The organism is Enterobacter sp. 200527-13 (genome assembly GCF_027924865.1).
In the GTDB taxonomy this organism is placed as follows: domain Bacteria; phylum Pseudomonadota; class Gammaproteobacteria; order Enterobacterales; family Enterobacteriaceae; genus Enterobacter; species Enterobacter ludwigii.
In genome coordinates, this window is the sequence record NZ_BSCM01000013.1 from 38,639 (window position 1) to 63,158 (window position 24,520).

25 protein-coding genes and 5 pseudogenes are annotated in these 24,520 nt (G+C 48.6%); 5 read left to right on the plus strand and 25 right to left on the minus strand.

Annotated elements, in window-relative coordinates:
• Entirely contained in the window at positions 1 to 1,680 is a 1,680-nt protein-coding gene (gene dauA, locus QMG44_RS22980) for a C4-dicarboxylic acid transporter DauA (RefSeq protein WP_014170504.1), read from the plus strand.
• Here the strand turns inward: dauA and QMG44_RS22985 are convergent.
• Positions 1,666 to 2,724, minus strand: coding sequence for a MerR family transcriptional regulator (locus QMG44_RS22985; protein ID WP_232937578.1), 1,059 nt, complete (start codon positions 2,722 to 2,724; stop codon positions 1,666 to 1,668). The two genes, dauA and QMG44_RS22985, sit on opposite strands and share 15 nt — an antisense overlap.
• Positions 2,725 to 2,848: 124 nt before the next feature.
• The gene (ychH, locus tag QMG44_RS22990; RefSeq protein ID WP_014170506.1) at positions 2,849 to 3,124 is read right to left on the minus strand and encodes a stress-induced protein YchH; all 276 of its coding nucleotides are present in this window, start codon (positions 3,122 to 3,124) and stop codon (positions 2,849 to 2,851) included.
• Between the two features lie 274 nt (positions 3,125 to 3,398).
• Here ychH and pth point away from each other — a divergent pair, with 274 nt between their 5' ends.
• Together pth and ychF are read left to right on the plus strand one after the other, a co-directional pair.
• On the plus strand, positions 3,399 to 3,983 hold the full coding sequence (gene pth, locus QMG44_RS22995; protein WP_086532402.1) for an aminoacyl-tRNA hydrolase: 585 nt from the start codon (positions 3,399 to 3,401) through the stop codon (positions 3,981 to 3,983).
• Positions 3,984 to 4,109: 126 nt separating this feature from the next.
• The gene (gene ychF, locus QMG44_RS23000; protein WP_014170508.1) at positions 4,110 to 5,204 is read left to right on the plus strand and encodes a redox-regulated ATPase YchF; all 1,095 of its coding nucleotides are present in this window, start codon (positions 4,110 to 4,112) and stop codon (positions 5,202 to 5,204) included.
• Between the two features lie 55 nt (positions 5,205 to 5,259).
• On the opposite strand, the gene QMG44_RS23005 is transcribed toward ychF, so the two are convergent.
• The 3 genes and pseudogenes from QMG44_RS23005 to QMG44_RS23015 form a co-directional block, all read right to left on the minus strand.
• Positions 5,260 to 5,553, minus strand: coding sequence for a YciI family protein (locus tag QMG44_RS23005; RefSeq protein WP_014170518.1), 294 nt, complete (start codon positions 5,551 to 5,553; stop codon positions 5,260 to 5,262).
• A 315-nt stretch (positions 5,554 to 5,868) separates the two neighbouring features.
• Positions 5,869 to 6,114: a hypothetical protein gene (locus tag QMG44_RS23010; RefSeq protein WP_086532401.1), complete on the minus strand. Its 246-nt coding sequence runs from the start codon at positions 6,112 to 6,114 to the stop codon at positions 5,869 to 5,871.
• Positions 6,114 to 7,330, minus strand: a pseudogene (locus tag QMG44_RS23015) (RHS repeat domain-containing protein); the annotation flags it as partial. The gene QMG44_RS23010 and the pseudogene QMG44_RS23015, both read right to left, overlap by 1 nt.
• On the opposite strand from QMG44_RS23015, the pseudogene QMG44_RS23020 reads away from it, so the two are divergent.
• Positions 7,320 to 7,742 (plus strand): annotated as a pseudogene (locus QMG44_RS23020) (DUF933 domain-containing protein); the annotation flags it as partial. The pseudogenes QMG44_RS23015 and QMG44_RS23020 overlap by 11 nt on opposite strands.
• Before the next feature lie 75 nt (positions 7,743 to 7,817).
• On the opposite strand, the gene comJ reads toward QMG44_RS23020, so the two are convergent.
• From comJ to QMG44_RS23045, 5 genes and pseudogenes are all read right to left on the minus strand, one after another.
• Positions 7,818 to 8,300, minus strand: coding sequence for a competence protein ComJ (gene comJ, locus QMG44_RS23025; RefSeq protein ID WP_086532399.1), 483 nt, complete (start codon positions 8,298 to 8,300; stop codon positions 7,818 to 7,820).
• 278 nt (positions 8,301 to 8,578) lie between these two features.
• Positions 8,579 to 8,872, minus strand: coding sequence for an Imm26 family immunity protein (locus tag QMG44_RS23030; protein WP_232937574.1), 294 nt, complete (start codon positions 8,870 to 8,872; stop codon positions 8,579 to 8,581).
• Positions 8,869 to 9,210 carry a hypothetical protein gene (locus QMG44_RS23035; protein ID WP_207622564.1) on the minus strand — a complete coding sequence of 114 codons (342 nt, stop codon included), beginning with the start codon at positions 9,208 to 9,210 and terminating at the stop codon, positions 8,869 to 8,871. Before QMG44_RS23035 ends, QMG44_RS23030 begins: the two co-directional genes overlap by 4 nt.
• Before the next feature lie 82 nt (positions 9,211 to 9,292).
• On the minus strand, positions 9,293 to 9,697 hold the full coding sequence (locus QMG44_RS23040; protein WP_086532398.1) for a hypothetical protein: 405 nt from the start codon (positions 9,695 to 9,697) through the stop codon (positions 9,293 to 9,295).
• 371 nt (positions 9,698 to 10,068) lie between these two features.
• Positions 10,069 to 10,814 (minus strand): annotated as a pseudogene (locus tag QMG44_RS23045) (RHS repeat domain-containing protein); the annotation flags it as partial.
• On the opposite strand from QMG44_RS23045, the pseudogene QMG44_RS24340 reads away from it, so the two are divergent.
• Positions 10,810 to 10,892, plus strand: a pseudogene (locus tag QMG44_RS24340) (DUF933 domain-containing protein); the annotation flags it as partial. The pseudogenes QMG44_RS23045 and QMG44_RS24340 overlap by 5 nt on opposite strands.
• A 196-nt stretch (positions 10,893 to 11,088) precedes the next feature.
• Here QMG44_RS24340 and QMG44_RS23055 read toward each other — a convergent pair.
• From QMG44_RS23055 to tssI, 15 genes and pseudogenes are all read right to left on the minus strand, one after another.
• Positions 11,089 to 11,454, minus strand: a complete 366-nt coding sequence (locus QMG44_RS23055; RefSeq protein ID WP_072048406.1) for a hypothetical protein — start codon at positions 11,452 to 11,454, stop codon at positions 11,089 to 11,091.
• A 16-nt stretch (positions 11,455 to 11,470) separates the two neighbouring features.
• On the minus strand, positions 11,471 to 11,851 hold the full coding sequence (locus tag QMG44_RS23060; RefSeq protein WP_232937572.1) for a hypothetical protein: 381 nt from the start codon (positions 11,849 to 11,851) through the stop codon (positions 11,471 to 11,473).
• A gap of 445 nt (positions 11,852 to 12,296) precedes the next feature.
• Positions 12,297 to 12,779 (minus strand): SMI1/KNR4 family protein, encoded by a 483-nt coding sequence (locus QMG44_RS23065; RefSeq protein WP_080010520.1) that lies wholly within the window; start codon positions 12,777 to 12,779, stop codon positions 12,297 to 12,299.
• A gap of 88 nt (positions 12,780 to 12,867) precedes the next feature.
• Positions 12,868 to 13,293: a hypothetical protein gene (locus tag QMG44_RS23070; protein ID WP_063934445.1), complete on the minus strand. Its 426-nt coding sequence runs from the start codon at positions 13,291 to 13,293 to the stop codon at positions 12,868 to 12,870.
• A 126-nt stretch (positions 13,294 to 13,419) separates the two neighbouring features.
• Positions 13,420 to 13,983, minus strand: a complete 564-nt coding sequence (locus tag QMG44_RS23075; RefSeq protein ID WP_232937570.1) for a hypothetical protein — start codon at positions 13,981 to 13,983, stop codon at positions 13,420 to 13,422.
• A 146-nt stretch (positions 13,984 to 14,129) separates the two neighbouring features.
• Positions 14,130 to 14,789, minus strand: a complete 660-nt coding sequence (locus tag QMG44_RS23080; protein ID WP_232937568.1) for an Imm43 family immunity protein — start codon at positions 14,787 to 14,789, stop codon at positions 14,130 to 14,132.
• A gap of 103 nt (positions 14,790 to 14,892) precedes the next feature.
• A complete protein-coding gene (locus tag QMG44_RS23085) occupies positions 14,893 to 15,234 on the minus strand; it encodes a hypothetical protein (RefSeq protein WP_165764044.1) in 342 nt (113 codons plus the stop codon).
• Positions 15,194 to 15,798 (minus strand): annotated as a pseudogene (locus tag QMG44_RS23090) (RHS repeat-associated core domain-containing protein); the annotation flags it as partial. The gene QMG44_RS23085 and the pseudogene QMG44_RS23090, both read right to left, overlap by 41 nt.
• A gap of 201 nt (positions 15,799 to 15,999) precedes the next feature.
• Positions 16,000 to 16,491 carry a hypothetical protein gene (locus tag QMG44_RS23095; protein ID WP_183516261.1) on the minus strand — a complete coding sequence of 164 codons (492 nt, stop codon included), beginning with the start codon at positions 16,489 to 16,491 and terminating at the stop codon, positions 16,000 to 16,002.
• Between the two features lie 2 nt (positions 16,492 to 16,493).
• Complete coding sequence (locus QMG44_RS23100; RefSeq protein WP_232937566.1) at positions 16,494 to 20,903, minus strand: RHS repeat-associated core domain-containing protein; 4,410 nt, start codon at positions 20,901 to 20,903, stop codon at positions 16,494 to 16,496.
• Between the two features lie 3 nt (positions 20,904 to 20,906).
• Complete coding sequence (locus tag QMG44_RS23105) at positions 20,907 to 21,347, minus strand: DcrB-related protein (RefSeq protein WP_041162718.1); 441 nt, start codon at positions 21,345 to 21,347, stop codon at positions 20,907 to 20,909.
• 76 nt (positions 21,348 to 21,423) lie between these two features.
• A complete protein-coding gene (locus QMG44_RS23110) occupies positions 21,424 to 22,500 on the minus strand; it encodes a hypothetical protein (RefSeq protein WP_079230878.1) in 1,077 nt (358 codons plus the stop codon).
• Between the two features lie 3 nt (positions 22,501 to 22,503).
• The gene (locus tag QMG44_RS23115) at positions 22,504 to 23,058 is read right to left on the minus strand and encodes a hypothetical protein (RefSeq protein WP_228175274.1); all 555 of its coding nucleotides are present in this window, start codon (positions 23,056 to 23,058) and stop codon (positions 22,504 to 22,506) included.
• 75 nt (positions 23,059 to 23,133) lie between these two features.
• Positions 23,134 to 23,610 (minus strand): hypothetical protein, encoded by a 477-nt coding sequence (locus tag QMG44_RS23120; RefSeq protein WP_232937565.1) that lies wholly within the window; start codon positions 23,608 to 23,610, stop codon positions 23,134 to 23,136.
• Positions 23,611 to 23,620: 10 nt separating this feature from the next.
• A partial coding sequence (gene tssI / locus QMG44_RS23125; protein WP_281853279.1) for a type VI secretion system tip protein TssI/VgrG occupies positions 23,621 to 24,520 on the minus strand: 900 nt, incomplete at its 5' end.

Consider the following 24,520-nt stretch of genomic DNA (forward strand, 5'->3'; position numbering starts at 1 on the left):
GTGAAACACGTAACCTCCTCACATGTTCTTCCCTTTCGCGCCCTCATCGACGCTTGCTGGAAAGAGAAATACACCGCTTCACGTTTTATGCGTGACCTTATTGCCGGTATCACCGTCGGGATTATCGCCATTCCGCTCGCCATGGCACTGGCAATTGGCAGCGGCGTAGCACCGCAGTATGGGCTTTACACGGCGGCCGTCGCCGGGATTGTGATTGCGCTAACGGGCGGGTCTCGCTTCAGCGTTTCCGGCCCGACAGCCGCATTTGTGGTGATCCTCTATCCCGTTTCTCAGCAGTTTGGCCTGGCAGGCCTGCTGGTCGCCACCCTGATGTCCGGCGTCTTTTTGATCCTGTTTGGTCTGGCCCGTTTTGGCCGGCTGATTGAATACATTCCCCTTTCCGTGACGCTGGGGTTCACCTCCGGGATTGGCATTACCATCGGGACAATGCAGATCAAGGACTTCCTCGGCCTGCAGATAGCCCACGTCCCTGAACATTACCTGCAAAAAGTCGGGGCGCTGTTTATGGCACTCCCCACCGCCAACCCGGGCGATGCCGCCATCGGGATTGTTACCCTGGGCACGCTGATTATCTGGCCTCGTTTAGGCATTCGTCTGCCTGGCCACCTGCCCGCCCTGCTGCTGGGCTGTGCGGTGATGGCCATCGTTAATCTCTTTGGTGGTCATGTCGCGACCATTGGGTCTCAGTTCCACTATGTTCTGGCTGACGGTTCACAGGGAAGCGGTATTCCTCAACTGTTACCGCAACTGGTACTGCCATGGGATATGCCGGGTTCCAGCTTCACCTTAAGCTGGGACTCCCTGCGCGCCCTTCTGCCCGCGGCCTTCTCAATGGCGATGCTGGGGGCCATTGAATCCCTGCTCTGTGCCGTCGTGCTGGACGGCATGACCGGCACCAAGCATAAAGCCAACAGCGAACTGGTTGGGCAGGGTCTGGGCAACATCATCGCCCCGTTCTTTGGCGGTATTACGGCAACAGCGGCCATCGCCCGCTCTGCGGCAAACGTACGTGCGGGGGCGACGTCGCCGGTATCGGCAGTTATCCACTCGGTGCTGGTGATCCTCGCCCTGCTGGTCCTCGCTCCTCTCCTCTCCTGGCTGCCGCTTTCAGCCATGGCTGCCCTGCTGCTGATGGTGGCGTGGAACATGAGCGAAGCACATAAGGTGGTCAATCTGCTGCGTCGTGCACCGAAAGACGACATCATCGTGATGCTGATGTGTATGTCGCTGACCGTGCTGTTCGATATGGTTATCGCCATCAGCGTCGGGATCGTGCTGGCCTCCCTGCTGTTTATGCGCCGTATAGCGCAGATGACGCGCCTTTCCCCGGTTAACGTAGAGGTACCTGACGATGTGCTGGTGCTGCGTGTGATTGGCCCGTTGTTCTTTGCTGCCGCGGAAGGTCTGTTCAGCGAACTGGAAACCCGTATCGTGGGCAAACGCATTGTGGTGCTGAAATGGGATGCCGTGCCGGTGCTGGATGCGGGTGGTCTGGATGCCTTCCAGCGCTTCGTTTCGCGTCTGCCGGAAGGCTGTGAACTGCGGGTGAGTAATCTCGAATTCCAGCCGCTGCGCACCATGGCGCGCGCTGGCGTGCAGCCGATCCCTGGCCGCCTGGCCTTTTATCCCAACCGTGAAGCCGCGTTAGCGGATCTGTGAATGCCCTGATGCAGAGAAACGTCTCTGCATCATCACGGCTATCGCCTGCTGGAGCCATTCAAGCACGGCAGGCGTCATCCATGTCCCTTTCATCAGATGCGCCTCCTGCTGCATGGCAACGCGAAACTTTTGCTGGGTTTCAGGATTCGTTCCCGCGTATGACTGGAACAATACCCGCCAGTGTTCAGCGAGCATTTGCGCCTCATCGGAAGACGGGTCAAGGTTTTCCCGCTGCGCCTGATGCAATTTCGCTACCAGTGGCGGCCACTCCATCATGCGATCAAAATAGTGTGCGCGGGTAAAGGCCATCTCTTCTGCAGAGAGATACTTTTCCCAGATGGCAAGCTTCGATTCGGCAAACGCCCGCGTAATGTAGTCAGTCATTTCCGCCGTAATACCCGTCTGCTCACGCATCTGCGGCTCGACGCTGTGCATCTCGTTCAGCCGGGTGAGAAATTCCGGCTTACCTGCCGTATCCTGCTCCAGGCGTGACATCCAGCGCGTCGCCAGATCCCTGGCACGGGGATCCGAAACGTCGATATTATGCTTCAGCAGGCTATTTGCCTCAGCAACCAAACCTGACCAGATATCCGCAAGTGCCTCCTTCTGTACGGCAAACGGCAACTGCTGTAACTCCTCTTTGCTAAACCAGCGTTCGTACATATTCATTAACTCCAGAGTCTGTAGCCAGGATTCCAGATTGGGTGCCGCATCGTTGGTAAGCCCGGTACGCAATTCCACCAGTCTCTCGCGCAGCGTCAGCATGCTGCGCAGTTGCTTATCCAGCAAACTGATTTGCGCATCGAGTAATTCGGTTAACGACAGCGACTCCTGTTTCAGAAAATCCCTGATTTCAGCAAGTTCCAGCCCGGCTTTTGCCAGCACCTGAATCATATGCAGACGTTGCACATCCGCCAGATTATACAACCGGTAACCTGCCGCACTTCTGGCAGAAGGCAGTAACAACCCTGTTTGCTCATAGTGATGCAATGTTCGCACGGTGATCCCGGCACGTTTCGCGAGTTCACCCACCTGAATCAACATAACTGCTCCTTTTACTTTGCCAGTGGCACCACTCTGAAGCCTTACGTTACGTGAGGGTCAACCTTTCATGCAAAAAAAAACGACTCCATGAGGAGCCGTTTCGGTGTTCTTTCGTCGTAGCACGTTAGCTGTGTTTGTGCTGGTCCCTGCGGCAGCGCTTATCGTAATGGCGCACCCACCAGTATTTGTCGCAGACTTCTTCATGTCCACTCACGCGTGCACCGGCAAGCCATAGCACTGCACCAAGGAAGATACTCAATACCGCGCCATGCGCGAAGTATTGCGGAAGGTCAAGCTGCGGCAATTGGTTTAAAATTGAATAACCCACGCCAGCGACCATCACAAACAGTCCCAACCCCATCAGCACATTACCGAGTATCGAAGCGTTTTTGCGTTTCATATGTCACCTCCGGAACTTTGGGTTGTAAGGGGAAAAGCCCCTAATCCTTGTGTGTAAAGTATAGACAACGGCTCTTTTATGAGTTGCGTGAATGATCACATTTACAGATAACTCCCAGACAAAAGTTTACAAATAAGACATTGAACAGCTTGAAATTCTAATTGTTCAGATAAGTAATTATTCATATCTCGCGGTTCGGGCAGCAGAATTTTGTCAAGCGGCGCGTCAGACAGTAAACTACGCGCCAGATCTGGAACCCATTAGGAATTGAATCGTGACGATTAAACTGATTGTCGGCCTCGCGAACCCAGGCGCAGAGTACGCGGCGACCCGCCACAATGCCGGTGCCTGGTACGTTGATCTGCTGGCCGAACGGTTACGTGCTCCCCTGCGTGAAGAACCAAAATTCTACGGGTATACCTCACGTATCAATCTTGCTGGCGCAGATGTTCGTCTGCTGGTGCCCACCACCTTTATGAACCTGAGCGGCAAAGCTGTTGCAGCCATGGCGACGTTTTATCGCATTAACCCGGATGAAATTCTGGTGGCCCATGATGAGTTGGACCTGCCCCCCGGTGTGGCAAAATTCAAACTGGGCGGTGGTCATGGCGGTCACAATGGTCTGAAAGACATTATCAGCAAGCTGGGCAATAACCCCAATTTCCACCGTTTGCGCGTGGGAATCGGCCATCCGGGCGATAAAAACAAAGTTGTCGGTTTCGTACTGGGTAAGCCACCGGTTTCTGAGCAGAAACTGATTGACGAAGCGGTCGACGAAGCGGTGCGCTGCACCGAAATCTGGCTGCAGGATGGCCTAACCAAAGCGACAAACCGCTTACACGCTTTCAAAGTGCAATAATCCGCCCGATACGGCATTTTTACCGCGCGTGGTGCGGGTTACGTGTATAATAGGCGTAGTTATTTACTTTTCATCAATCGGTTATCGTTAACGGATTGATTATCAAGATATTAAGGTGATTTAGAAATGGGATTCAAATGCGGTATCGTCGGTCTGCCAAACGTGGGCAAATCCACCCTGTTCAACGCGCTCACCAAAGCAGGTATTGAAGCGGCGAACTTCCCGTTCTGTACCATCGAACCGAACACCGGCGTAGTGCCAATGCCCGATCCGCGTCTGGACCAGCTCGCGGAAATCGTGAAGCCGCAGCGCATTCTGCCGACCACCATGGAGTTCGTGGACATCGCGGGCCTGGTGAAAGGTGCATCCAAAGGCGAAGGCCTCGGTAACCAGTTCCTGACCAACATCCGTGAAACGGAAGCAATTGGTCACGTTGTGCGTTGCTTCGAGAACGACAACATCATCCACGTTAACAACAAAGTGGACCCGGCTGACGACATCGAGGTGATCAACACCGAGCTGGCACTGTCTGACCTCGACACCTGTGAACGCGCTATTCACCGCGTGCAGAAGAAAGCCAAAGGTGGCGACAAAGACGCGAAAGCAGAACTGGCTGCGCTGGAAAAATGTCTGCCACAGCTGGAAAACGCGGGCATGCTGCGCGCGCTGAAAAACCTGACAGAAGAAGACAAGGCGGCAATCAAATATCTGAGCTTCCTGACTCTGAAGCCAACTATGTACATTGCCAACGTTAACGAAGACGGTTTCGAGAACAACCCGTACCTGGACAAAGTGCGTGAAATCGCGGCGGCTGAAGGTTCAGTGGTTGTAGCGGTTTGCGCTGCCGTTGAATCCGACATTGCAGAGCTGGACGACGCTGACCGTGACGAATTCATGGCCGAGCTGGGTCTGGAAGAGCCGGGCCTGAACCGCGTGATCCGCGCAGGCTATGAGCTGCTGAACCTGCAGACCTACTTCACCGCTGGCGTGAAAGAAGTGCGTGCGTGGACCATTCCTGTGGGTGCGACTGCGCCTCAGGCGGCCGGTAAGATCCACACCGACTTCGAGAAAGGCTTCATTCGTGCGCAGACTATCGCGTTTGAAGATTTCATCACCTACAAAGGTGAGCAAGGTGCGAAAGAGGCAGGCAAGATGCGTGCGGAAGGGAAAGATTACATCGTTAAAGATGGCGATGTGATGAACTTTCTGTTTAACGTTTGATTTATTTTGAATGAAAAAAATCCACGCTTTGGCGTGGATTTTTTTCATTCCGGGGTTAAAACACATTTTCCAGGAGTTCTGTTTTCATGCTGGGTTCAAAGGGAATGATTTCAACAGTCGCAAGCTTTAACTTCTGAAAAGGATCCTCGCGTAAGCGCTCTTCAAGAGAGGCAAGACTCTCGCACTTAGCGAGAATGACACCGCCGTTTCTTGGGATCCGTCTACCGGACGCCAGAAAAATCCCCTCTGCATACCCCTTTTTTAGCCACTCAACATGAGCAGGTATCGCTGCGTCGATTTCATCGAGTGGTTTTATATAGGTCAAAATGACAATGTAAACCGTGCTCATCCTTTGCCTCTTAACTCTATTTTTTTAAACCGCTTGTTGGAACTGCTGATACAGTTCCTGTTTTGCCACCGGTTATAGTTATCATTTTTTTAGCGCTTTTGATCTTAATATGCAGGCCCGATTGAGACAACGCGTTACGCTTCATATCCCAGGAATAAAACCAATCATGCCACCATTTTGTTTTGCTGGATAGCTACAGATATACGCAAGGCGCATGCTGGAATTTTCACCATGGCACCAAAATTCACTTACATCAATTTATTCACGCTGGTATGTAAGAACCATTTCCAATGGAATCTTTGTGACAATAAAACCTTATTGCCAATGGTTCAATAAATTAATCCACATTTCTTTTTCTCCAACGATGACTTTTATATTTTCTCTATTTTCCTTTACATACTGCATGTACGTTTCATAAATAGCTCTTATTGTCACAGTTTTTTCAGAGCGAGAAGCTTCAATCAAAGTTATTAGCTTTTCTAAATAACGTGCTGACTCTACTCTTGACTTAAAAAACTCCTTGAGATAGTCGAGCACCTCATTGTATGAATCGTAATTCATTATTCCTCCGGAAAAATATCAATTTTGTCGAAAGTAATTCCCCGTTTTTCTGCGTGCATTTGTTCTACGCCCCCTTTCCCATACCGCGGATAAGCATTTGTAAATTGTTCTAATGGTGCACCAACTTCATCCCCAAACATTCTTGGATGCCTCACTTGAGGAGTACCATTTTCATAAAGTTGCAATGTATCAAATATTCCTATAATTCTTACATCACTCCAAGAAACATCCGCTGGTAAAGTCGGATCAACTTTATCAGGACCTTTTATCTGAAACGCATCACGAGTCGCTTTACCCGTATAAAATTTTTCGAATCCAAAATACGTTACAGGCGCTTTTTTAGTTTCGAGAAGACCAGGAACCCATTTATCTAAACTGCCATCGTCATTCAAATATCGGACATAACGATAAGCAGTTGAAGGCATTGTAGCGCCTGGACCAGCAGGCCCAACATAGAAATCAGGTTTTGTTTTACCGCTACACTCACGACTCCCCCCCCACAGATCCACCCATCCCAGCGCATTCGGCGCATACTGGTAAAGGTTTATCCCCCCCGCCAGCCCTATCGGGTCCTGCTGCGTAAACCTACCGCAGTCCGGGTCGTAATACCGGAAAAGATTGTAGTGCAGCCCTGTCTCACGGTCCAGGTATTGCCCCTGCATGCGCAGGTTCTGAGAATATCCTGATACCTGCGTCTCGCTTTCCCGTAGCAGCTTGCCCCAGGCGCTGTTCACCCCTTCCCAGCGCACCTGCCCTTCGATATCCGTCATCCGTGCCGTTGGGCTGGCAGTGGAACCAGAAGATCTCCGGTGCTTCCACGCCGTCAATGCGCGCCAGCGGGTCCTAGCTGTCCTGATCGGTAGACACAGGTCAGCGGCACGTCCCCGTGCACTTCCTGCAGCAGACGGAACCCTTCCCAGACAAACCGGGTGGTGACCGGCTTGCCGGTTGGCTGTCCGCCCAGCATCTGGCGTCGCGTTTTGCTGATGCGTCGCCCAAGCGGATCGTAGCGGAAGCTGACCTGCGTCTGCGGTTTGTTGCGGTCCCGCGGCTGTCTAATCACTTCCGTCAAGCGATGCTCCCCGTCGTAGCAGTAGTGCCAGCGGGTCTGGCCGTTATCCTTCTCCACGGTGCGGCCGTGGATATCATAGCGCCAGCGAATGCCGTTCAGCTGCGTCAGACAGTTGTGCGTGACTTTCTCAGCAGAACCTTCGAGCAGTGAAGGTTCTGTAGTGGTAGCGGTTTGCGCCGCGGTTGAATCCGATACCGCTGAAATGGACGACGTCGACCGTGAAAAGTCCATGGCCGAGCAGGGTCTGGAAGAGCCGGGCCTGAACCGCGTGATCCGCGCGGGCTATGAGCTGCTGAACCTGCAAAGCTACTTCACCACTGGTGTAAAAGAAGTGCGTGCGTGGACCATCCCTGTCGGTGCGACTGCGCCTCAGGCAGCCGGTAAGATCCACACCGATTTCGAGAAAGGCTTCATTCGTGCGCAGACTATCGCGTTTGAAGACTTTATCACCTACAAAGGTGAGCAAGGCGCGAAAGAAGCGGGCAAGATGCGTGCGGAAGGGAAAGATTACATCGTTAGAGATGGCGATGTGATGAACTTCCTGTTTAACGTTTGATTGGTTTTGAATGAAAAAATCCACGCTTAGGCGCGGATTTTTATTCCGAGATAAATTTCCCAGGTAGTATTAAATTTAAAAAATACCTTCTTTGAGAGGATGGTCTTTTATTCCTCCCCAAGGGTCATCTAGCAAAAACTTAGCAGCAACAGCTTCTTTTTCCGGTACAAGAGTGAAATTATAGTAAATTTCATTGCCTTCACAAATCTCATAAAAGAGTGAATAAACTTTATCGTTCACATCTATATTTAAATCGAATTTCTCAGTTGCAGAAGCGATTTGCAGCTTATGTTTATCCGTAATGAAAAATGGTACAACAATACAGCGCTGAGCATTTTTATTCAATTTGAAAGCATTCTCTATTTTGATATTGACGTTTGCTCCAAACGCGTCCTCTGGTAATGGATCGAATATAACATAATCCTTGTGAAGAACAGCACCTTGAGAAACATTACCCTTTCCCCACTGACTCAGCTTTTCGTCATAGTCTCGGGATCGTAACACTATTTGACCATGTGAAATCAGCAGATCAACTATTTGTATTTTTTTATCATTCATTACATTACCTCGATTTTTATTATCGTTCTACCGATAATGTGAGATCAGGCCATCAAAAATAAAATACCTGTGATATTTTTAAGATGTTAATGAGTGGCTGCAATACGAAATCTGACAGGGGAAGCACCCTTCCCCTGATGCTCAAATATTGGTCAGGATATTATCGACAAGCTCAAACCCTGAAACCCCCATTGTTGTGTAATTAGGGTATTCGGCAACAGATAACCGCCTGATTTCGTCCTCTCCCATATATAAAACACCAGCATAATTAAATATTTTCAATTGTTTTTTTCTTCTGTAAGATCAGTGTGACCAATAATTTTCCAAACGCCTTTGCTGATATTTTGGTTGCCGGTAAAGATAACTTTCGTCTCTTTACCAAACTTTTCAAAACTTAGCGGTGTTAATGAACCGCCATCAATAAGCTCTTCAGTCTGCTGTATCGATAATATGCAGAACCCTATTGCTTGCTTAAATTTTTTGCTTGGAGCAAAAACAATATGACAAATTGCATATTTCCCATTGCTCAATGGAATGACAAAGATGTCACCCTGTTTGTATTTTACTTTCATAAGCCATTATCTTTCAGTATTGATAACGCATCATTCAATACTTTTCCACCCCAATCACTGCTATCATCCACAATATCATATGTGCTAGCCTTTGGGTTATTAGGACTATACGATCTGATTTTATTGAGGCGATTTGTTAAAGAATTCGTTGACTTAGCTCCACCATTAAGATCCATAATTCTTTGTTCCAAGTATTTAGCTTCAGCTTTGGTCGAATTATTATCAAATATGGTCAACTGTTCCAAAAGAGATTTACCCGGTGTATTCACATGGCTATTCAAACGCGTTGGTGTATCCCCACGTCCTACATTGATAATATTCTTTCCGTCGTGTAGCACCTACAACCATGCATACAATTCATACCGGAACGCTACACATGCACATTCTGGTTGGTCTGTACATAACTTAAAGCCAGAAAGCCTAATCATCTTCTATATCGGGAGGAGGAGTCACAATACCAAGAACCTCTCGCCCAAATCGAATATCTTCATCAGATTTCTTTTTTAACTTAAGGATTACAACCCCCAGCAGAAAATTATTTTTTTCATCTGAATAAACCTTAAAAGAATATGACTTAGTACGGATGTTAATTACAGAAACATTTTCTTTATCAAAGTTTTCAAGAACAATAATTAACTCATCAAGCCCCTTTACTTTCAATTCGGTGAATTTCGTATTTTCTTTATGCGCTTTCATTGTTCGCAACTCATCTTGAGTATGACTTATGAATGATGCACATTGCATATTATTTTTTTCATTTAGATAAGAACGAAATTCATCCGGTATTTTTTCTCGCGCATACTCAACAAGGCTATCATTTTTCATGGTAAAAACACCTCAACATCGCCACTTCGGATTCCTTTAAGTAAGATTTCTCGTTCCATCCATTCATCAAAAGAATACTCCCACGACCAAGAATCGCCTGACTTAGGAGCACCAACTTTGACTCTTAATATAACACCATCAGGTCCTGCAAAGCTTCTTGCTACATCGGGACTATCTGTCCACGAAGTATATGGGCTGATACTTGATACCCCGCCAAAGTTATGTTGCTCCGGAGTTATTGATGAATGAACATCCCCAGGAATCACCTTACCATTAAGTGCATTTTCCCATTCGGGATGGTCTTTATGTATACCCCGGTAATTATATTGCCCTGGTTCCGCATCCGGTAGATGTTTATCAGGTTTACAAGGCGACAACCCCCACGGATCCACCCACCCCAGCGCATACTGGTAAAGGTATTGCCCCTGCATCCGCAGGTTCTGGGAATATCCTGATAACTGCGTCTCGCTTTCCCGCAACAGCTCGCCCCAGGCGCTGTTCACCGCTTCCCAGCGCACCTGCCCTTCGCTATCCGTCATCCGCTCCGGCTTGCCGGTCGGCTGTCCGCCCAGCATCTGGCGTCGCGTTTTGCTGATGCGTCGCCCGAGTGGATCGTAGCGGAAGCTGACCTGCGTCTGAGGTTTGTTGCGGTCCCGCGGCTGGCTGATGACTTCCGTCAGACGGTGCTCACCGTCGTAGCGGTAGTGCCAGCGGGTCTGGCCGTTATCCTTCTCCACGGTGCGGCCGTGGACGTCATAACGCCAGCGAATACCGTTCAGCTGCGTCAGACGGTTGTGCGTGACTTTCTTAGTAGAACCTTCCAGCGTGTTACCGGCAGCATCCCAGCGCCACTGCTCCTGACCAGGCAACGTGCCGTCCTGAACAAGCAAACGGCCCGGCGCTGTCGTATTGCCAGCGGTACCAGCTGAACGGGTTATCGTCCCGCTCTTCCCGTACCAGGTTATTACGGTAGTCGTAATCCCAGCGGCGATGCAGTCGGACAAGACGGACAGGTGGTCAGCAACCCTTGGGTGCGGCTGATCTCACGGTGAAGTTCGTCGCGGCTAAAATCTTAGACCGACAGCTTATTGAGAGCAGGATGAACAAGGCGCGAAGAAGCAGGCAAGATGCGTGCGGAAGGGAAAGATTACATTGTTAAAGATGGCGATGTGATGAACTCTTGTTTAACGTTTGATTTCCTTACGGGGTCAAAACACATTTTCCAGGAGTTCTGTCTTCATACTGGGTTCAAAAGGTATGATTTCAACAGTCGCAAGCTTTAGCGCCTGAAAAGGATCCTCGCATAAGCACTCTTCAAGCGAGGCAAGACTCTCACATTAAGCGAGAATGACCCCACCGGTTATTGTTATCATTTTTTGGCACTTTCGAGCTTAATACGCAGGGCCCGATCGAGAAAACGCGTTACGCTTCATATCGTAGGAATAAAACCAATCATACCAGCCATTCTGTTGTACTGCATAACTACAGACGACGACCACTTCCTTTGAAAGATTGAATGTTAAGTAGTAGAAAATAGCGTCTTCAGGAGGTGCAGACGACAACAGCTTTTCGCCCCTAGCATTGAATATTGTCAAAACGGTTGGTAATGGCTTTGGTTCGCTTAACGCAAAGACTAATTGGCGTGTTGAATCTATCATTGCACAGTCTAAAAATGGCAAAGTAATCAGTGTGTTACTTTCACCATGCGTCCATTCAAGCAGATCATTTTCTTTAATACAATTAAGATTTTCAATCATAGGTAAACCTAAAATTTCAATGTTTGATCTGTTTTAAGTCACCTTCAAAAAACCCCACAAGATATACACGGTACCGGGCTGACTGAACTTCTTTATACGTAAAAACAGTTGAAAAGTCTTTTAAACAGTTTTGACATGTGTTTTTCGAAACATACAATTGGCTTTCATCATAGCTATATTTATTATCTTCACTAAGATACTTCACACCTCTCATTTTCTTAACAAGAAAGCATTTTACCTCTTCGGTGAGCGAGTCAAAACCATATGAATTTACTATGGAATATATTATTACACCTTCGCATTCAGGGCATGCTAGTTCCTTTCCATACTCTATGAAATCATTGTCAATGCCATCTAGGGCTAATAACTTCTTTTTCAGTCGATTTGTTATTTTCATTTTGTCTAAACCTTTAACTCCATTAATAGACAGGTTAGGTGATAAGCAAATGGGGGGATTTTATTAATTGATAACTTCATTTAGTCAAACATTCCATTCGATATAAATTCTACAGTCGAAGCTTTTTTCATTAGACTGTACAACAATTCTTCCCCATTCATGATCCCATTGAATTCCATATGGAGGATTGTTAATTTCAAGCTTAGGGTTTGAGGTTATTTCATTCTCAACCTATTTTTCGTTTGAATACTAATTGGTCCTAAAAGGTAGTTACTATTTCTGAGAAATAACAAACTCATGACCAAAGATGGTAATTGTTAATTAAAGGGAAAAATACGTTGCATTTTTAGTTTTTAACTAGAACTTTATGGCTTGCTACAGAATTTCATAAAAATAGACTTCACAGCAGCAGAATTAAATAAGTCGCAAACTTATTAATTATTCTTTAAGGAAGACTCTCTTCTGTTACCAATCCATCAACAAAGTTGGAAAATGAATTTGTCAGATATCTTTGAAGTTTTATATGATTCTCTTGCATAGTCAAATCTTCATCAAAAGAATCTGTAGCAAAATATACAATTGAATAATTATCTAAATTCAGACAAAAGAAATTCCCTCCCCAATCATTTGCGAAAGGAAGTAGGTTCCTAGGAATCACTTCCCTATCCAACATGCTAATATAGCAACCGTCAATTAAAGACCTAGGATCATCATTTGTCTGAGTATTATAAACAAACGGTTTAAATCCTGCTACCTCTACTGGCTCAAAACCTTCATCACCATCCCACCAACTTTTCTCAGGAATGCCACCATTAAATTGCAGATAATGTGAAACGAAATCATCCGGAAGGGTAATAGATAATTTACTTTCCGTTTTATAGATATCTGCACGTCCAATCTTTTTTTCACATTTTTTGAAGTTATTCATGAGATTATAAAGTAGTAATCATACTCCGTAAGCAATTATATGGAACATATTTATTCAAGCCATCTTAAAAAGGTAAATAACGATGTACTCATGTTCCTTTGCGCAAATAAAATTCAATGTATTTTATAGGTCTATCCTGAAACGCACGCTCTTTGCCATAGTTATAAGCATCGTTAAAATATTTATACGCTTCCTCAAATTGATTCAGCTCATAACAGACCATGCCGAGATCGATTAAGGGTGCAGTGTCTATATCCGATCCACATGTCCGTAATGTCGTCTCACCCCATGTCTTTGCCTCAGCATAATCCGCCAAATCAAAATATGCGCTGTACATGCATGCAGAGATCCAGTTGGCAATTTCCCATTCGAGCTTCGGCTCAGGAAGAGCTTGCCAGGCTTTGTGGTATTGCTCTAACGCCTCAGTATATTTTTTATCATCATGAAACTCATTTCCTTTTTCTATAAAAGATGTAACTCTTTTTTCATCAAATTTATCGTAACCGATTTTCATGTGTTTATTGATGGTGAATCGCAAAGAAACCTCCTAACCAATATAAAAGCTGACATGAGCCATAAATACTTTTTGAAGAAAGAAGTTCTCTAAAAAATGTGATTGTTAATATTAAAAAATAAAAACTTAACCAAAAAAGAATTGCTTAAACCCTTTTGCCTCAACATCCTTTAGTTTGCTTTTAAGCATAAAATCGATATCTTCCAGAAAATCCTCTCTGAAATTAAAATCATCATCTGTACCATCACCATCATATTTACTTTGCTCTATCTCAATGGCAGAACAAAAAACATCCAAAAAGTCAGCTAAAGAACCGGAAATGATAAAGTTTCGTTTTTGAATACTACCATAAACAGGAGATGTGATATTTCGGGTGTCACAAAAAAGAACGTCTCCATTTCTTTCAGCAAAGATTATATACTCATCGTGCCAGGTCGTATCATTTTGAACTCGCCAACCTGATAATATTTCATTGAGATCTTGAGACTCAACAATTTGTATAAAGAAAGTACCATAAAATGTTGGATGGTCATTTAAAATCAAATGGCTATAAAAAAATCGAATTTCGCCATTTAAATTCACAGGGAGAGAACTTTCATTTTCTTCTGCTGTAAAGTCTATCTCTCCCATATTTAAATCATTCGTTTTGAATTTGATAACAAAGTCTTGAATAGTATTTTTTATATACATCACTCCTCTTTAAGAGTTAACATTATTGATTACTCGTAAAACTACTATGATCTATAGTTGAAAAATGGACTCATCATACAAAGAACTTTTTCGCGCCATTAAAAAAGAAAAATAAAGAATCAGTAATAGCACGACACCATTCAATATTAAGGTAGTTTATTGCCCTTTCTCTTACGATTTGAGTCTATTTCGTAGAAATAATCTTCACAGAAAACGTCTAAAGCATTTTCCAGTTGAACAAGTTTCAAACCCCGGAAGCCTTTACTTTCAATTACTTCCTTAACCTCTTGTTTAATAATGACAAACCCTCCTAATAATGTGCCGCTAAACGAAAAAATATCATATTCAATCGCATCATTCTTTAATTCAATTTTAAAAGGTTTGATATCTCCGAATTTATCATCTTCAAGAATAGATTTTTCTTCATCTATAACATCCACGCCTGGAAAATATACATATTTAAAATCATCTCGAAGAACTTGTCCATTCCCAATCGAAATTGGTGTTATATCTCGGTCAAAAAAAACATTGTGCTTATAATTTCCTAAAATTGAAAATAAAGACTTATCCATCAAGTACCCGAAGTCTTTTTTATAATAGTCAAATTTCAAAGCCCCAACATTTTTATTGCACAACAAATAAATACGATCTGGACATGCATCGTCTGTTATTCGATAAGGGAAGGAAAATGCTGAGCCTTCTATTTCCCAGTTTTCATCGATCTGTAATCTTTCATCAACCATGCCCTGTAAATTTCTTGGCATGAGTGATGATTCAAAATCATTCATGATCACATAATAGGACATTAATTCATTCCCCTGCATTTTGTTGTGGGAACATGCCCCATCCAAATTTTATTCTTCATATCAATCTGGGTCCGCCTTATAGCTATCCTCGTCCCTTTAGCATCTAATATCCCAGAATTATATCGTTGCTCAACACGAGCAATTCGCTGGCGGACAATACCACTATAGTTATGATGATTACTGCTATGGAAAACATCCATTCCTTTCCTGCATCTTGTTTCATTGCTGTTGCGCTGCCTGGCAAATAAATACCATTAAATGCAGAGTCCATGTCTTTACCGATGCCAATATTATTGAAGAATGATTGGTTCTCTTTCCACACCTCAGCGGGTATAACATGGTAAGCAGAGAGTCGATCTCCAACTTTGCCAGACATATCTTTAACTAATATACCACTATTAAATAACCCCCCACGGATCCACCCATCCCAGCGCATTCGGCGCATACTGGTAAAGGTTTATCCCCCGCCAGCCCTATCGGCTCCTGATGCGTAAACCGCCCACAGTCCGGGTCGTAATACCGAAACAGATTGTTGTCAGTCCTATCTCACGGTCCAGGTATTGCCCCTGCATAGGCAAGTTCTGAGAATATCCTGATAGCTGCGTCCCGCTTCCCTGCAGTAGTTTTTCCCAGGCACTATTCGCCCTTTCCCAGCGCATCTGCTCCTGGCCAGGCAGCGTGTCGTCCCGAACAAGCAAACGCCCGGCGCTGTCATACTGCCAGCGGTACCAGCTGAACGGGTTGTCGTCACGCTCTTCCCGCACCAGGTTACTGCGGTAGTCGTAATCCCAGCGGCGGGACCCGCATCGCGGTGCCGGACGTTGGCATTGCCGGTAAAGACGTTCCGGCAATGCAGTAGATCAAGGCGGTCATATTCGCTGCGGGTGGTCAGCAGCCCCTGGGTGCGGCTGGTCTCACGGTGAAGTTCGTCGCGGCTAAAATCTGAGACCGACAGCTTATTGAGAGCAGGGTGAACAAGGCGCGAAGAAGCAGGCAAGATGCTGCGTAAGGAAAAGATTACATCGTTAAAGATGGCGATGTGATGAACTCTTGCTTAACGTTTGATTTTCTTACGGGGTTAAAACACATTTTCCAAGAGTTCTGTCTTCACACTGGCCTCAAAAGGTATGATTTCAACAGTCGCAAGCTTTATTTTCGACACCCCATCATTAAATAATTGCGAGGTTTTTTACACCAATACGCATTCAATTCATAATTTTATATTATTCCATTTGCAATAATCCCTCCAGGATTTTTCATCTCTGAAACCAGAACGATAATTACAATAAATTGCACCTGAGCAATTCCAATGGTCATATGCCGCATTAATATGGCCCCATGCACCATGAATTGGGAGGTCAACATTAGTTTTTTCTTTGAACCAGTCCCTTAATCTTTTTGTAACTTTCCCCTCTGGTTTTTTTTGCTCCCCATCGATTAATTTATAAGGCGCGAAACTCCAACTACCTATAATAGCATTTTCATCATTAGGTTGAATAAAGTTAACTATCAAATAAATATCACCATGCGTGTTTCCTTTTATGTTAAAAATAGCTCTATAAGAGACTGTATCACATCCCTTATCTGGCCAAGGCTCCCAATTTAAATTATCATTATTCATTATTTCTTTTTTGGTTGTAAGTGGTGTCAGCATCAGCATTTTATTGAAGAAAAAAGCGCCTGTATCTATAGCAAGATTCATAGTCATATTCCGATATCAAAAGGCTTGCCAATAGGCTCAAGCACAATTTTATAATTTGAAAGGAAAAATTGTGTTCCTCCTCCCTGACCAAAAACAACAGGATCTTGTGATAATGCTTGTCCCGTTCCAGCAACTGCATCTCGTTTTACACGGTACGCCTGAATTTTGCTACGGAATCCAAATATTCTATGTGGCTGTACCTGCAAACTCTCCCATAGTTTTTGTCTACTACCGCCAGCGGCATCGAGAGTTGCCTTATCAAAATAAAAACCAGATTGTCCAGGAGCACCACCGTAGATGACATCACCTTCTTTTAACATTGTGTTAGACCATAAGTCGCGTCCTTTGTACTCCCCATGACCTTGCCACTGCCTGCCGAAAGCAGCCTGATTATGGTCATTTGCTTTCGTCGGTGCACATCTTGGTTTCAACCCCCACGGATCCACCCACCCCAGCGCATTCGGCGCATACTGGTAAAGGTTTATCCCCCCCGCCAGCCCTATCGGGTCCTGCTGCGTAAACCGCCCGCAGTCCGGGTCGTAATACCGGAACAGATTGTAGTGCAGCCCCGTCTCACGGTCCAGGTATTGCCCCTGCATGCGCAGGTTCTGAGAATATCCTGATACCTGCGTCTCGCTTTCCCGCAGCAGCTTGCCCCAGGCGCTGTTCACCCCTTCCCAGCGCACCTGCCCTTCGATATCCGTCATCCGCTCCGGCGTACCGTTGGGCTGGCAGTGGAACCAGAAAATCTCCGGGGAATCAACGCCATCGACACGCGCCAGCGGATCGTAACTGTCCTGATCGCTGTAAACGTAGGTCAGCGGCACGTCCCCGTGCACTTCCTGCAGCAGGCGGAACCCTTCCCAGACAAACCGGGTGGTAACCGGCTTGCCGGTTGGCTGTCCTCCCAACATCTGGCGGCGCGTTTTGCTGATGCGGCGACCGAGCGGATCGTAGCGGAAGCTGGCCTGCGTATGCGGCTTATTGCGGTCCCGCGACTGGCTGATGACCTCCGTCAGGCGATGTTCACCGTCGTAGCGGTAGTGCCAGCGGGTCTGGCCGTTATCTTTCTCCACGGTGCGGCCGTGGATGTCATAGCGCCAGCGAATGCCGTTAAGCTGCGTCAGGCGGTTGTGCGTGACCTTCTCAGCAGAACCTTCCAGCGGGTTACCGGCAGCGTCCCAGCGCCACTGCTCCTGGCCAGGCAGCGTGCCGTCCTGAACGAGCAGACGTCCGGCGCTGTCGTACTGCCAGCGGTACCAGCTGAACGGGTTATCGTCCCGCTCTTCCCGCACCAGGTTATTGCGGTAGTCGTAATCCCAGCGGCGAGACCAGCGGCGCGGCGACGGACGCTGGGCATTGCCAGTGAATACATCCCGGCGATGCAGTCGACCAAGACGGTCGTACTCGCTGCGGGTGGTCAGCAGCCCCTGGGTGCGGCTGGTCTCACGGTGGAGTTCGTCACGGGTAAAATCAGAGACCGACAGCTTATCGAGGGCAATGCTGAGCAGATGCCCGCTGCCGTAGTAGAACTGTTTCAGCTCGCGGCCATCGGGCAGCGTGACGGAGGTGCGGTTGCCGAGAGCATCATACTCCCATGCCAGCTCACCGTGCTCGCCCACTTCACGCGTGACACGCCCCAGGGCGTCATACTCAAAGGCAAGTTCCTGTTCTGCCTCTGCACTCCAGGCGTCAACGGAAAGTGCCGGATGAAGTCCAATACGACTCAACAAACCTGACGGTGTGTAGTGATAACGGGTCTGCCCTTCCGGCGTGGTGCGGGCAACCAGCTGGCCACTCGCGCTCCAGGCGAAGGCATGGGTGATGGCTTCCGGATGACCGGCGGCAAACGTGCGCGCTATCGTTCGCCCGCATGCGTCATAGCGATACTGCGAGGTTACGCCATCGAGCCCCACCTCTTCCAGCAGCAGCGAGTCGGGCCCCCAGCGGAACTGATAGGCTTCGCCATTTTCATTTTCCAGGGCAATCAGTCGCCCGCGGCTGTCCCAGCGGCGACGGACCTCTTCACCCTGAGTATTACGCGTAGCGGTTAATCGTCCTGCCTCGTCGTATATAAACTCACTTTCTTTGCCATCAGCGCCCGCATGCGTCACCGGCAGGCCGCGTTCGTTCCATGCAAGTGACTCTGTCCAGCCTTCCGGTCGATCGAGTTGCACCGGACGCCCTGCGGCATCGTAGCGATAGCGCGTCTCTTCGCCGTCAGCGCCGATCTCAGTCGTTAACCAGCCCAGCGGATGATAGGTATAGCGGGTTATTCGTCCTGAACAGTCTGTGGCACGAATGACCTGCCCGGCCTCGTTGTACTCCTGGTAGCGACTGTTTCCCGCGGCATCAACTTCTTCAACGACCTGACCAAACTCGTCCCGGCGCAGCAGTGTTGTCTGCCCCATCGGGTCCACCACACGCTTCAGCCCGTGATGTTCGTCGTACCAGAAACGGGTCGCACTGCCGTCGGCTTCAATGATGGCTGACGGCAGCGCGCGGTGCTCCAGCCAGGTGGTGGTGCGGGTATTGCCGTCGGCGTCGATTTCCTGCACCCGGTTGCCCATTTCGTCGTAGACGAAGGTGACGGCGTTACCGAGCGGATCGATGCGACGGGTCAGAAGTTCGTTTTCATCCCACTCGTAGCACCAGTTTTCACCGCGCTCGTCAACGTAGCGGACAATCAGATTTTGCGCGTTCCAGTAGTGCTTACGCGTCTGGCCATCGTAGTGCTCGACGGTCGTCAGCCCGGCGGCTAAATCGTAGGTGAAGCGGCAGCCGTCGCCGGTGCTGGTGCGGTTTTCCACCACGCGCCAGTGGTCGAATTTTTGCCAGCGGTATTCGCTCTCCAGCCCGCCCGGCAGGCGGTGCCAGACCATCAGGCCGTGGTCGTTATAGCGGTATTCACGCGTCACTACGCCAGAGGCATCCGTCACGCTCGCCAGCTGGCCGCGCGCATCGTAACCCCACTGCATCAGCGGCCAGGTACGGTTGCCGTCAAAATGGCTGGCAGAGGTGGCGCGCTGCGGGAAACGCTCATCTTCATAGCGCAGGGTGACATCAATCGCCCGTGGCTCATCGTGAAGATTGACCAGCCTGCCGTGTTCATCCCACTCCGTCAGCAGCGCGTTACCGTATTCGTCGCTGAGGGAGGCCAGACGCAGGATGGTGGGATTCACCCGGGTCGGTTTATACAGACGCCATACCGCGCCGTCATCGTCGGCAATCGCCACGTCGCCGCTCTCATTGCGGCGGATGATGATACCTTCGCTGATGCTGTAAAACGCGCGATCGACGGGCGGCAGCTCAAAGCTCAGCTCACGGCCGGTTTCGTCGAACCAGGTCGCGTTGTTCTCTTCGAGCGTCAGATAGCTGTCAAAGGTTGTCGCCCAACCCAGACCAAACAGCCCTTCACGAGTGGTCAGGCTGTTGTAGCTGCGCTGCCAGCGCAGCGGGAAGCGCCCCGGCAACGAGAAATCGAGTTCATCGTCATCATTCAGCACCTTCACGCCGGTTGCAGCATGTACCGGGTGCGAGGAGCCAAACACAGCATTAACGGCCATATCGGCCAGCATGCCACCGCCGGCTGCCGCCAGCGCACAGGGCATATTTTTCAGGATTTTACCCGGACGCCCGCGCAGCAGGGAGAGCGCAATCATCCCCAGCGCCAGACCCGGCGTTTTACCGCTTTTGATATCGCGGACCGTGAGCGTGTCCCCGCCGATGATCACATTCGGGGAAACATCGTCGGAAACGGTGCCTTCGCAGGTGGTGCGATCTTTTGCACGTACCGCGGGCTGTCCGTTGATAAAGACGCTTTTAGAGCCTTCCGCCAGATACTGCGGCCCGGAGTGCTTTTCGCACGCCACCTTGTCTTCTTCCAGCGGCGAGGTTCCCGCGGCGGCAGTAGCCACGCTCGGCTGCCACATCTCGCTGCCAAACTGTCCAGCGGCGGAAAGCAGCATGCCGGCATAATCGGCAAAGCTGCCCGGAGACTGTGGTTCAGGTGACGGTGTGTCGGCGGGCGTCAGCGTCCCGGCCGCTCGTGCAGCGGGAATCGCGTTCGTCAGAACGTTATCAGACCCGGTGGTAATTTTGCCCGCTGGTGACGGCGGGAACAGCGCGTTGCCTAAGCCTTCGGCGGCGTTGCTGATATCGTCAGTTATACCTGCCACGTTTGCCAGTACGCCGCCAATGATCCCACTTAACAGACAGCTGGATCCAATCGCCGCCACGCCCGCGGCGGCGGCACCCGCCCCCAGCAGCGGAGCAGCAACGGTTGCCGCCGCGCCCACGGCAGCGCCGATAACGGCATAGGCGGCACCTTCCGCCACAATGCTGGTGATGTCCGCAAAAATGCTGGAGTGAATAATCTCGTCGCCCTGACGGGCCGCGTTGTTATCGCTCATGCCTTACACATTCCGGTTGTCGTTTAGCGTCAGACTCTGCTTAAGCGCGCTCCAGCGCACCTCATCCTCTGCGGTAAATGCTCTGAGCGCCGAGAGGGTAAAAATCATCAACACCGGCTTGCCCGGCGTTTGTACGGCCAGCTGTTTTTGCCAAATGCGCTGTCCGTTACTGTCAAAAGTCGTCTCGACTTCCAGCGCGTTAATTTTTCCGTCAGGCCCGACCTTTACGCTCTGGAATGCGCTTTGGGCAATCTCGCCCATCTGCGGACGTAGTAGTTCCCACTGGCGGTGAAACTCTTTCTCATAGTCGCTGCCATCCGGAATAACGCCGCGACTGACCACGACGGACAATCCGCTTTCGTCATCGCGAATAATATTCATACTGTTGTCCTGCCAGGCAGCAGGAAAAAGGGAAAACGAACCTTCCTGGAGGGTGTATTTCATAAGTGAACTCGGGATGATTAATAGTGTGAGAAATAAAAGGGGCCAATCCATGCTGGCCTTTGGGCTGACGAATGCATTATTTAAGCCACTGACCTGACTGTTCAACTAGCACATGGCTGCCTTTGCTCACGACCAATTTCACGGGTGAGTAAGTCACGGTGTAAGCGATCTCGCCATTCTTATAGGTAGAACCAATTATTTTACCTGCAGGATCGTGCAACGTTTTCCCCTTAAGGGAGATCGTACTATTATCACTTTTGCGCACGCCGAGATAATACATCTGGTCACATTCACTAGTAAAACGCCCGCATTTATTGACCAGAGAAATAGCGAACTTTTCAGTATCGAGTTTTCGGGTTTCAACTGTCTGAGCCGAAGCAGCTTTATGTAACGTATAACGCTGCGGAGCATAATAATTTCCTTTTTGAGGAGGAGTAACTAAACGCCATTCCATTTCACTCCCCTTAATTTCCAGAACAGCCCGTCCGCCTATACCGCCAAACGAAGAGTTGAACTCAACATTGGCACGATTGCCCGCGATCGTACCGCTAAGATTACGCTCATCATCTTCCGGGCAATCAATGCGGTTTCCTCTTTGAGAAATATAGCAATAAGATCCGGAGATACGGCCACCTGATTCAGCTAACCGCAGAGTTAACGTCGAGTCGTTCGCGTACTCGCCTGACCATACTCCGCCAAATGCGGGACCAGATTGGCTTATCGTTTCAAAATGCAGTGTGCCAAATCTTGCAGCCCATTTTTTAATATCGCCGTTAATATCCTGACGATGTTCAGAAGACTGATAATGAATAACGTCAGACTCGGGTATGACCCAGGCAGCGTAGATTTTGCCATCTGGTTCGATAACCAAAGCAGAGGCGTTTTCCAGATAAAGATCTTTTAGCCAGCCTTCAATCAACAATCCTCCGTCAGCCGTGGAATGCGGTTCACCAAATACATCAAAATTGTTGATAAACGTCTGGTAATCGCTTCCCAGGGCCTTTCTGAGGAGGTCTGTCACTTCGCTATCGTTAACGATGCGACTGACCGTATTGAGCTTATTGTATTGTGATAACTCTAGCGCAGTTGCAGTTTCAGTTGCATCTGCCAAGAAAGCGGTGAGCAATACGGCTGCCAGATATTTCCTTTTCATAAATTACTCTGGATTTCCATTGTCGTAATTCATTGTTATCTTAACAATTTTACTGTCTTTGATCTCAAAAGAGAGGACCTTTTTACCCAACTCATAGGTAATCCATTGTTCTCCAGCATCCTTTGCGACCTGACCGTCACCGTATGCTGTGTTCAAGTCCGTTCTCGTTGAACCAACATGGACACCACGCGGCGTTGCGACATCTGTAGCAGTCAGCGTGATCTGCGACACGATATAATCATCAACGCTTCGTTCCGCTTTATCCCACCAGAGATTGGAACTGAAAATGTCTAACCCAGACTTATGATGCTGGAAGAATTTATAGTTAGCTCCGTCAAAAGGAACCTCACCGGTAAAACTGCCTTCCACTGGCACGTCAATTCTGCGCGCAACGTCAGGAGTCCATCTGTCACCCAATTCGACAGGCTGGCTTTTTATCTGCACAGAAAAATCGTGATTTGTCAGAACGGGCGGTATAACTTGAGCCAATACCGCACTGCTGCACAGACAGGTAAGCATCAGAACAAAACAAAGATATGTCGGAGTCTGTTTTTTCACGTTAATCGTCATTTTCTCAATCTAAATTACGCTTCTCACCGATGTGGGAAACCGCGAGTCATGGAAGCTGTTTTCTTAGTCAGCGCTAATAACAACAGAGCTCAGACAGTCAGGTTTTTTTACGGTGAAACTGAAACTCACTTTTTGCCCATTCATATCTTTTGGTGCTGTATAACTGGTCACTTCATTCTCCGAGCGGCCTCGGGGATAATCAGTTAACGTCAGTTGTGGGTAATGCTTTTTAACGGTTTGAAGTGTGATGCACTGGCCTGATGGTGAAAAATTCAGTAATGGAGCCATGCCATCATTTTCTTTGCTTACTCGTAAATCAATGGTAGTAATGCTCGTACCCTCCAAAAGCTTGAAATCATCAGCATGGTAGAGGTTCATATATGCATTATTTTTCATGTAGGTAAAATGCAACGGCATGTCATTTAGACTCGTAACGGATAACGTTTTGAGTGAGGCGCTCATTTGTGAAATGAACGCCCAGAGATCCTTTTTCTCTGAATTTCCCTCAGCCATTCCCGTCGTTAATAATGCAATAAGCACTGCTACGACCTTACTCACCTTTAGTCGTAAATTTCTCCTGCACCGCCGCATCAATATCCCCTTTATGCCCGGAACCCGGCGCCGTGGTGCCCGGTTGTGTGCCAGACGTATTCAGGTGCAGCTTACCGCCGGTGGTGATATGACCATCCCCTTCAACGAAGAAATTAAACTCTTTGCCGATGAGGTTAATCTTGCCGTTAGCGTTCAGCTCAATTGCGCTTTCACCAGAGACCAGCCGTAGCTTCGTACCGGAAGCAATGACATATTGCTCCACCGCCGCATCCAGCTTGCCTTTGCCCGTCAGGATCTCTGTTCCGCCTTTCACCGCCTGGATCTGATTCGCTTCCACCCGATGCAGTTCATTTTTCTTCACATAATGGCTGCGCTCGCCACCGACGCTGTGCGTTTCATCGTTCTTAATGCTGGTGTCCATGTTGCGCTCAGCCTGGATCCACACCTGCTCTGCACCCGCCTTGTCCTCAAAGCGCAGGGCGTTGGCATTATCCACGGAGCCATCCTTCGTGCGGCTCATAAAACCCATCTGCGTGGCCGCCGCCGGCAGCGCCCACGGCGGCATGCTTGCTTCGTTGTACACCCGGCCGGTGATAATCGGACGGTCCGGGTCACCGTTGATAAAGTCCACCACCACCTCATCGCCGACCCGCGGAATTTGCACCCCGCCGTACCCCTGACCCGCCCAGGCGCTCGACACGCGCACCCAGCAGGAGCTGGTGTCATCCCCCTTCGCCAGACGGTCCCAGTGGAATTTCACCTTCACGCGGCCATATTTGTCCGTCCAGATACTCTCCCCATTTGGCCCCACAACTTTTGCAGTCTGCGGGCCGTAGGTGCGCGGCCACGCCGTGCTCTGCGCCGGACGGTATGACACCGCCGCCGGGATGACCGCGAA

Bases quoted from the DNA above. Each gene is read 5' to 3' on its own strand.
- QMG44_RS23105 (WP_041162718.1), bottom strand. From the start codon at position 21,347: ATGAAATACACCCTCCAGGAAGGTTCGTTTTCCCTTTTTCCTGCTGCC.
- QMG44_RS23110 (WP_079230878.1), bottom strand. From the start codon at position 22,500: ATGAAAAGGAAATATCTGGCAGCCGTATTGCTCACCGCTTTCTTGGCA.
- QMG44_RS23065 (WP_080010520.1), bottom strand. From the start codon at position 12,779: ATGAATAACTTCAAAAAATGTGAAAAAAAGATTGGACGTGCAGATATC.
- QMG44_RS23095 (WP_183516261.1), bottom strand. From the start codon at position 16,491: ATGAATCTTGCTATAGATACAGGCGCTTTTTTCTTCAATAAAATGCTG.
- QMG44_RS23010 (WP_086532401.1), bottom strand. From the start codon at position 6,114: ATGAATTACGATTCATACAATGAGGTGCTCGACTATCTCAAGGAGTTT.
- QMG44_RS23005 (WP_014170518.1), bottom strand. From the start codon at position 5,553: ATGAGCACGGTTTACATTGTCATTTTGACCTATATAAAACCACTCGAT.
- QMG44_RS23030 (WP_232937574.1), bottom strand. From the start codon at position 8,872: ATGAAAGTAAAATACAAACAGGGTGACATCTTTGTCATTCCATTGAGC.
- QMG44_RS23055 (WP_072048406.1), bottom strand. From the start codon at position 11,454: ATGATTGAAAATCTTAATTGTATTAAAGAAAATGATCTGCTTGAATGG.
- ychF (WP_014170508.1), top strand. From the start codon at position 4,110: ATGGGATTCAAATGCGGTATCGTCGGTCTGCCAAACGTGGGCAAATCC.
- ychH (WP_014170506.1), bottom strand. From the start codon at position 3,124: ATGAAACGCAAAAACGCTTCGATACTCGGTAATGTGCTGATGGGGTTG.
- QMG44_RS23100 (WP_232937566.1), bottom strand. From the start codon at position 20,903: ATGAGCGATAACAACGCGGCCCGTCAGGGCGACGAGATTATTCACTCC.
- comJ (WP_086532399.1), bottom strand. From the start codon at position 8,300: ATGAATGATAAAAAAATACAAATAGTTGATCTGCTGATTTCACATGGT.
- QMG44_RS23060 (WP_232937572.1), bottom strand. From the start codon at position 11,851: ATGAAAATAACAAATCGACTGAAAAAGAAGTTATTAGCCCTAGATGGC.
- QMG44_RS22985 (WP_232937578.1), bottom strand. From the start codon at position 2,724: ATGTTGATTCAGGTGGGTGAACTCGCGAAACGTGCCGGGATCACCGTG.
- QMG44_RS23070 (WP_063934445.1), bottom strand. From the start codon at position 13,293: ATGAAAATCGGTTACGATAAATTTGATGAAAAAAGAGTTACATCTTTT.
- QMG44_RS23080 (WP_232937568.1), bottom strand. From the start codon at position 14,789: ATGTCCTATTATGTGATCATGAATGATTTTGAATCATCACTCATGCCA.
- QMG44_RS23040 (WP_086532398.1), bottom strand. From the start codon at position 9,697: ATGAAAAATGATAGCCTTGTTGAGTATGCGCGAGAAAAAATACCGGAT.
- QMG44_RS23075 (WP_232937570.1), bottom strand. From the start codon at position 13,983: ATGTATATAAAAAATACTATTCAAGACTTTGTTATCAAATTCAAAACG.
- QMG44_RS23085 (WP_165764044.1), bottom strand. From the start codon at position 15,234: ATGCGCCGAATGCGCTGGGATGGGTGGATCCGTGGGGGGTTATTTAAT.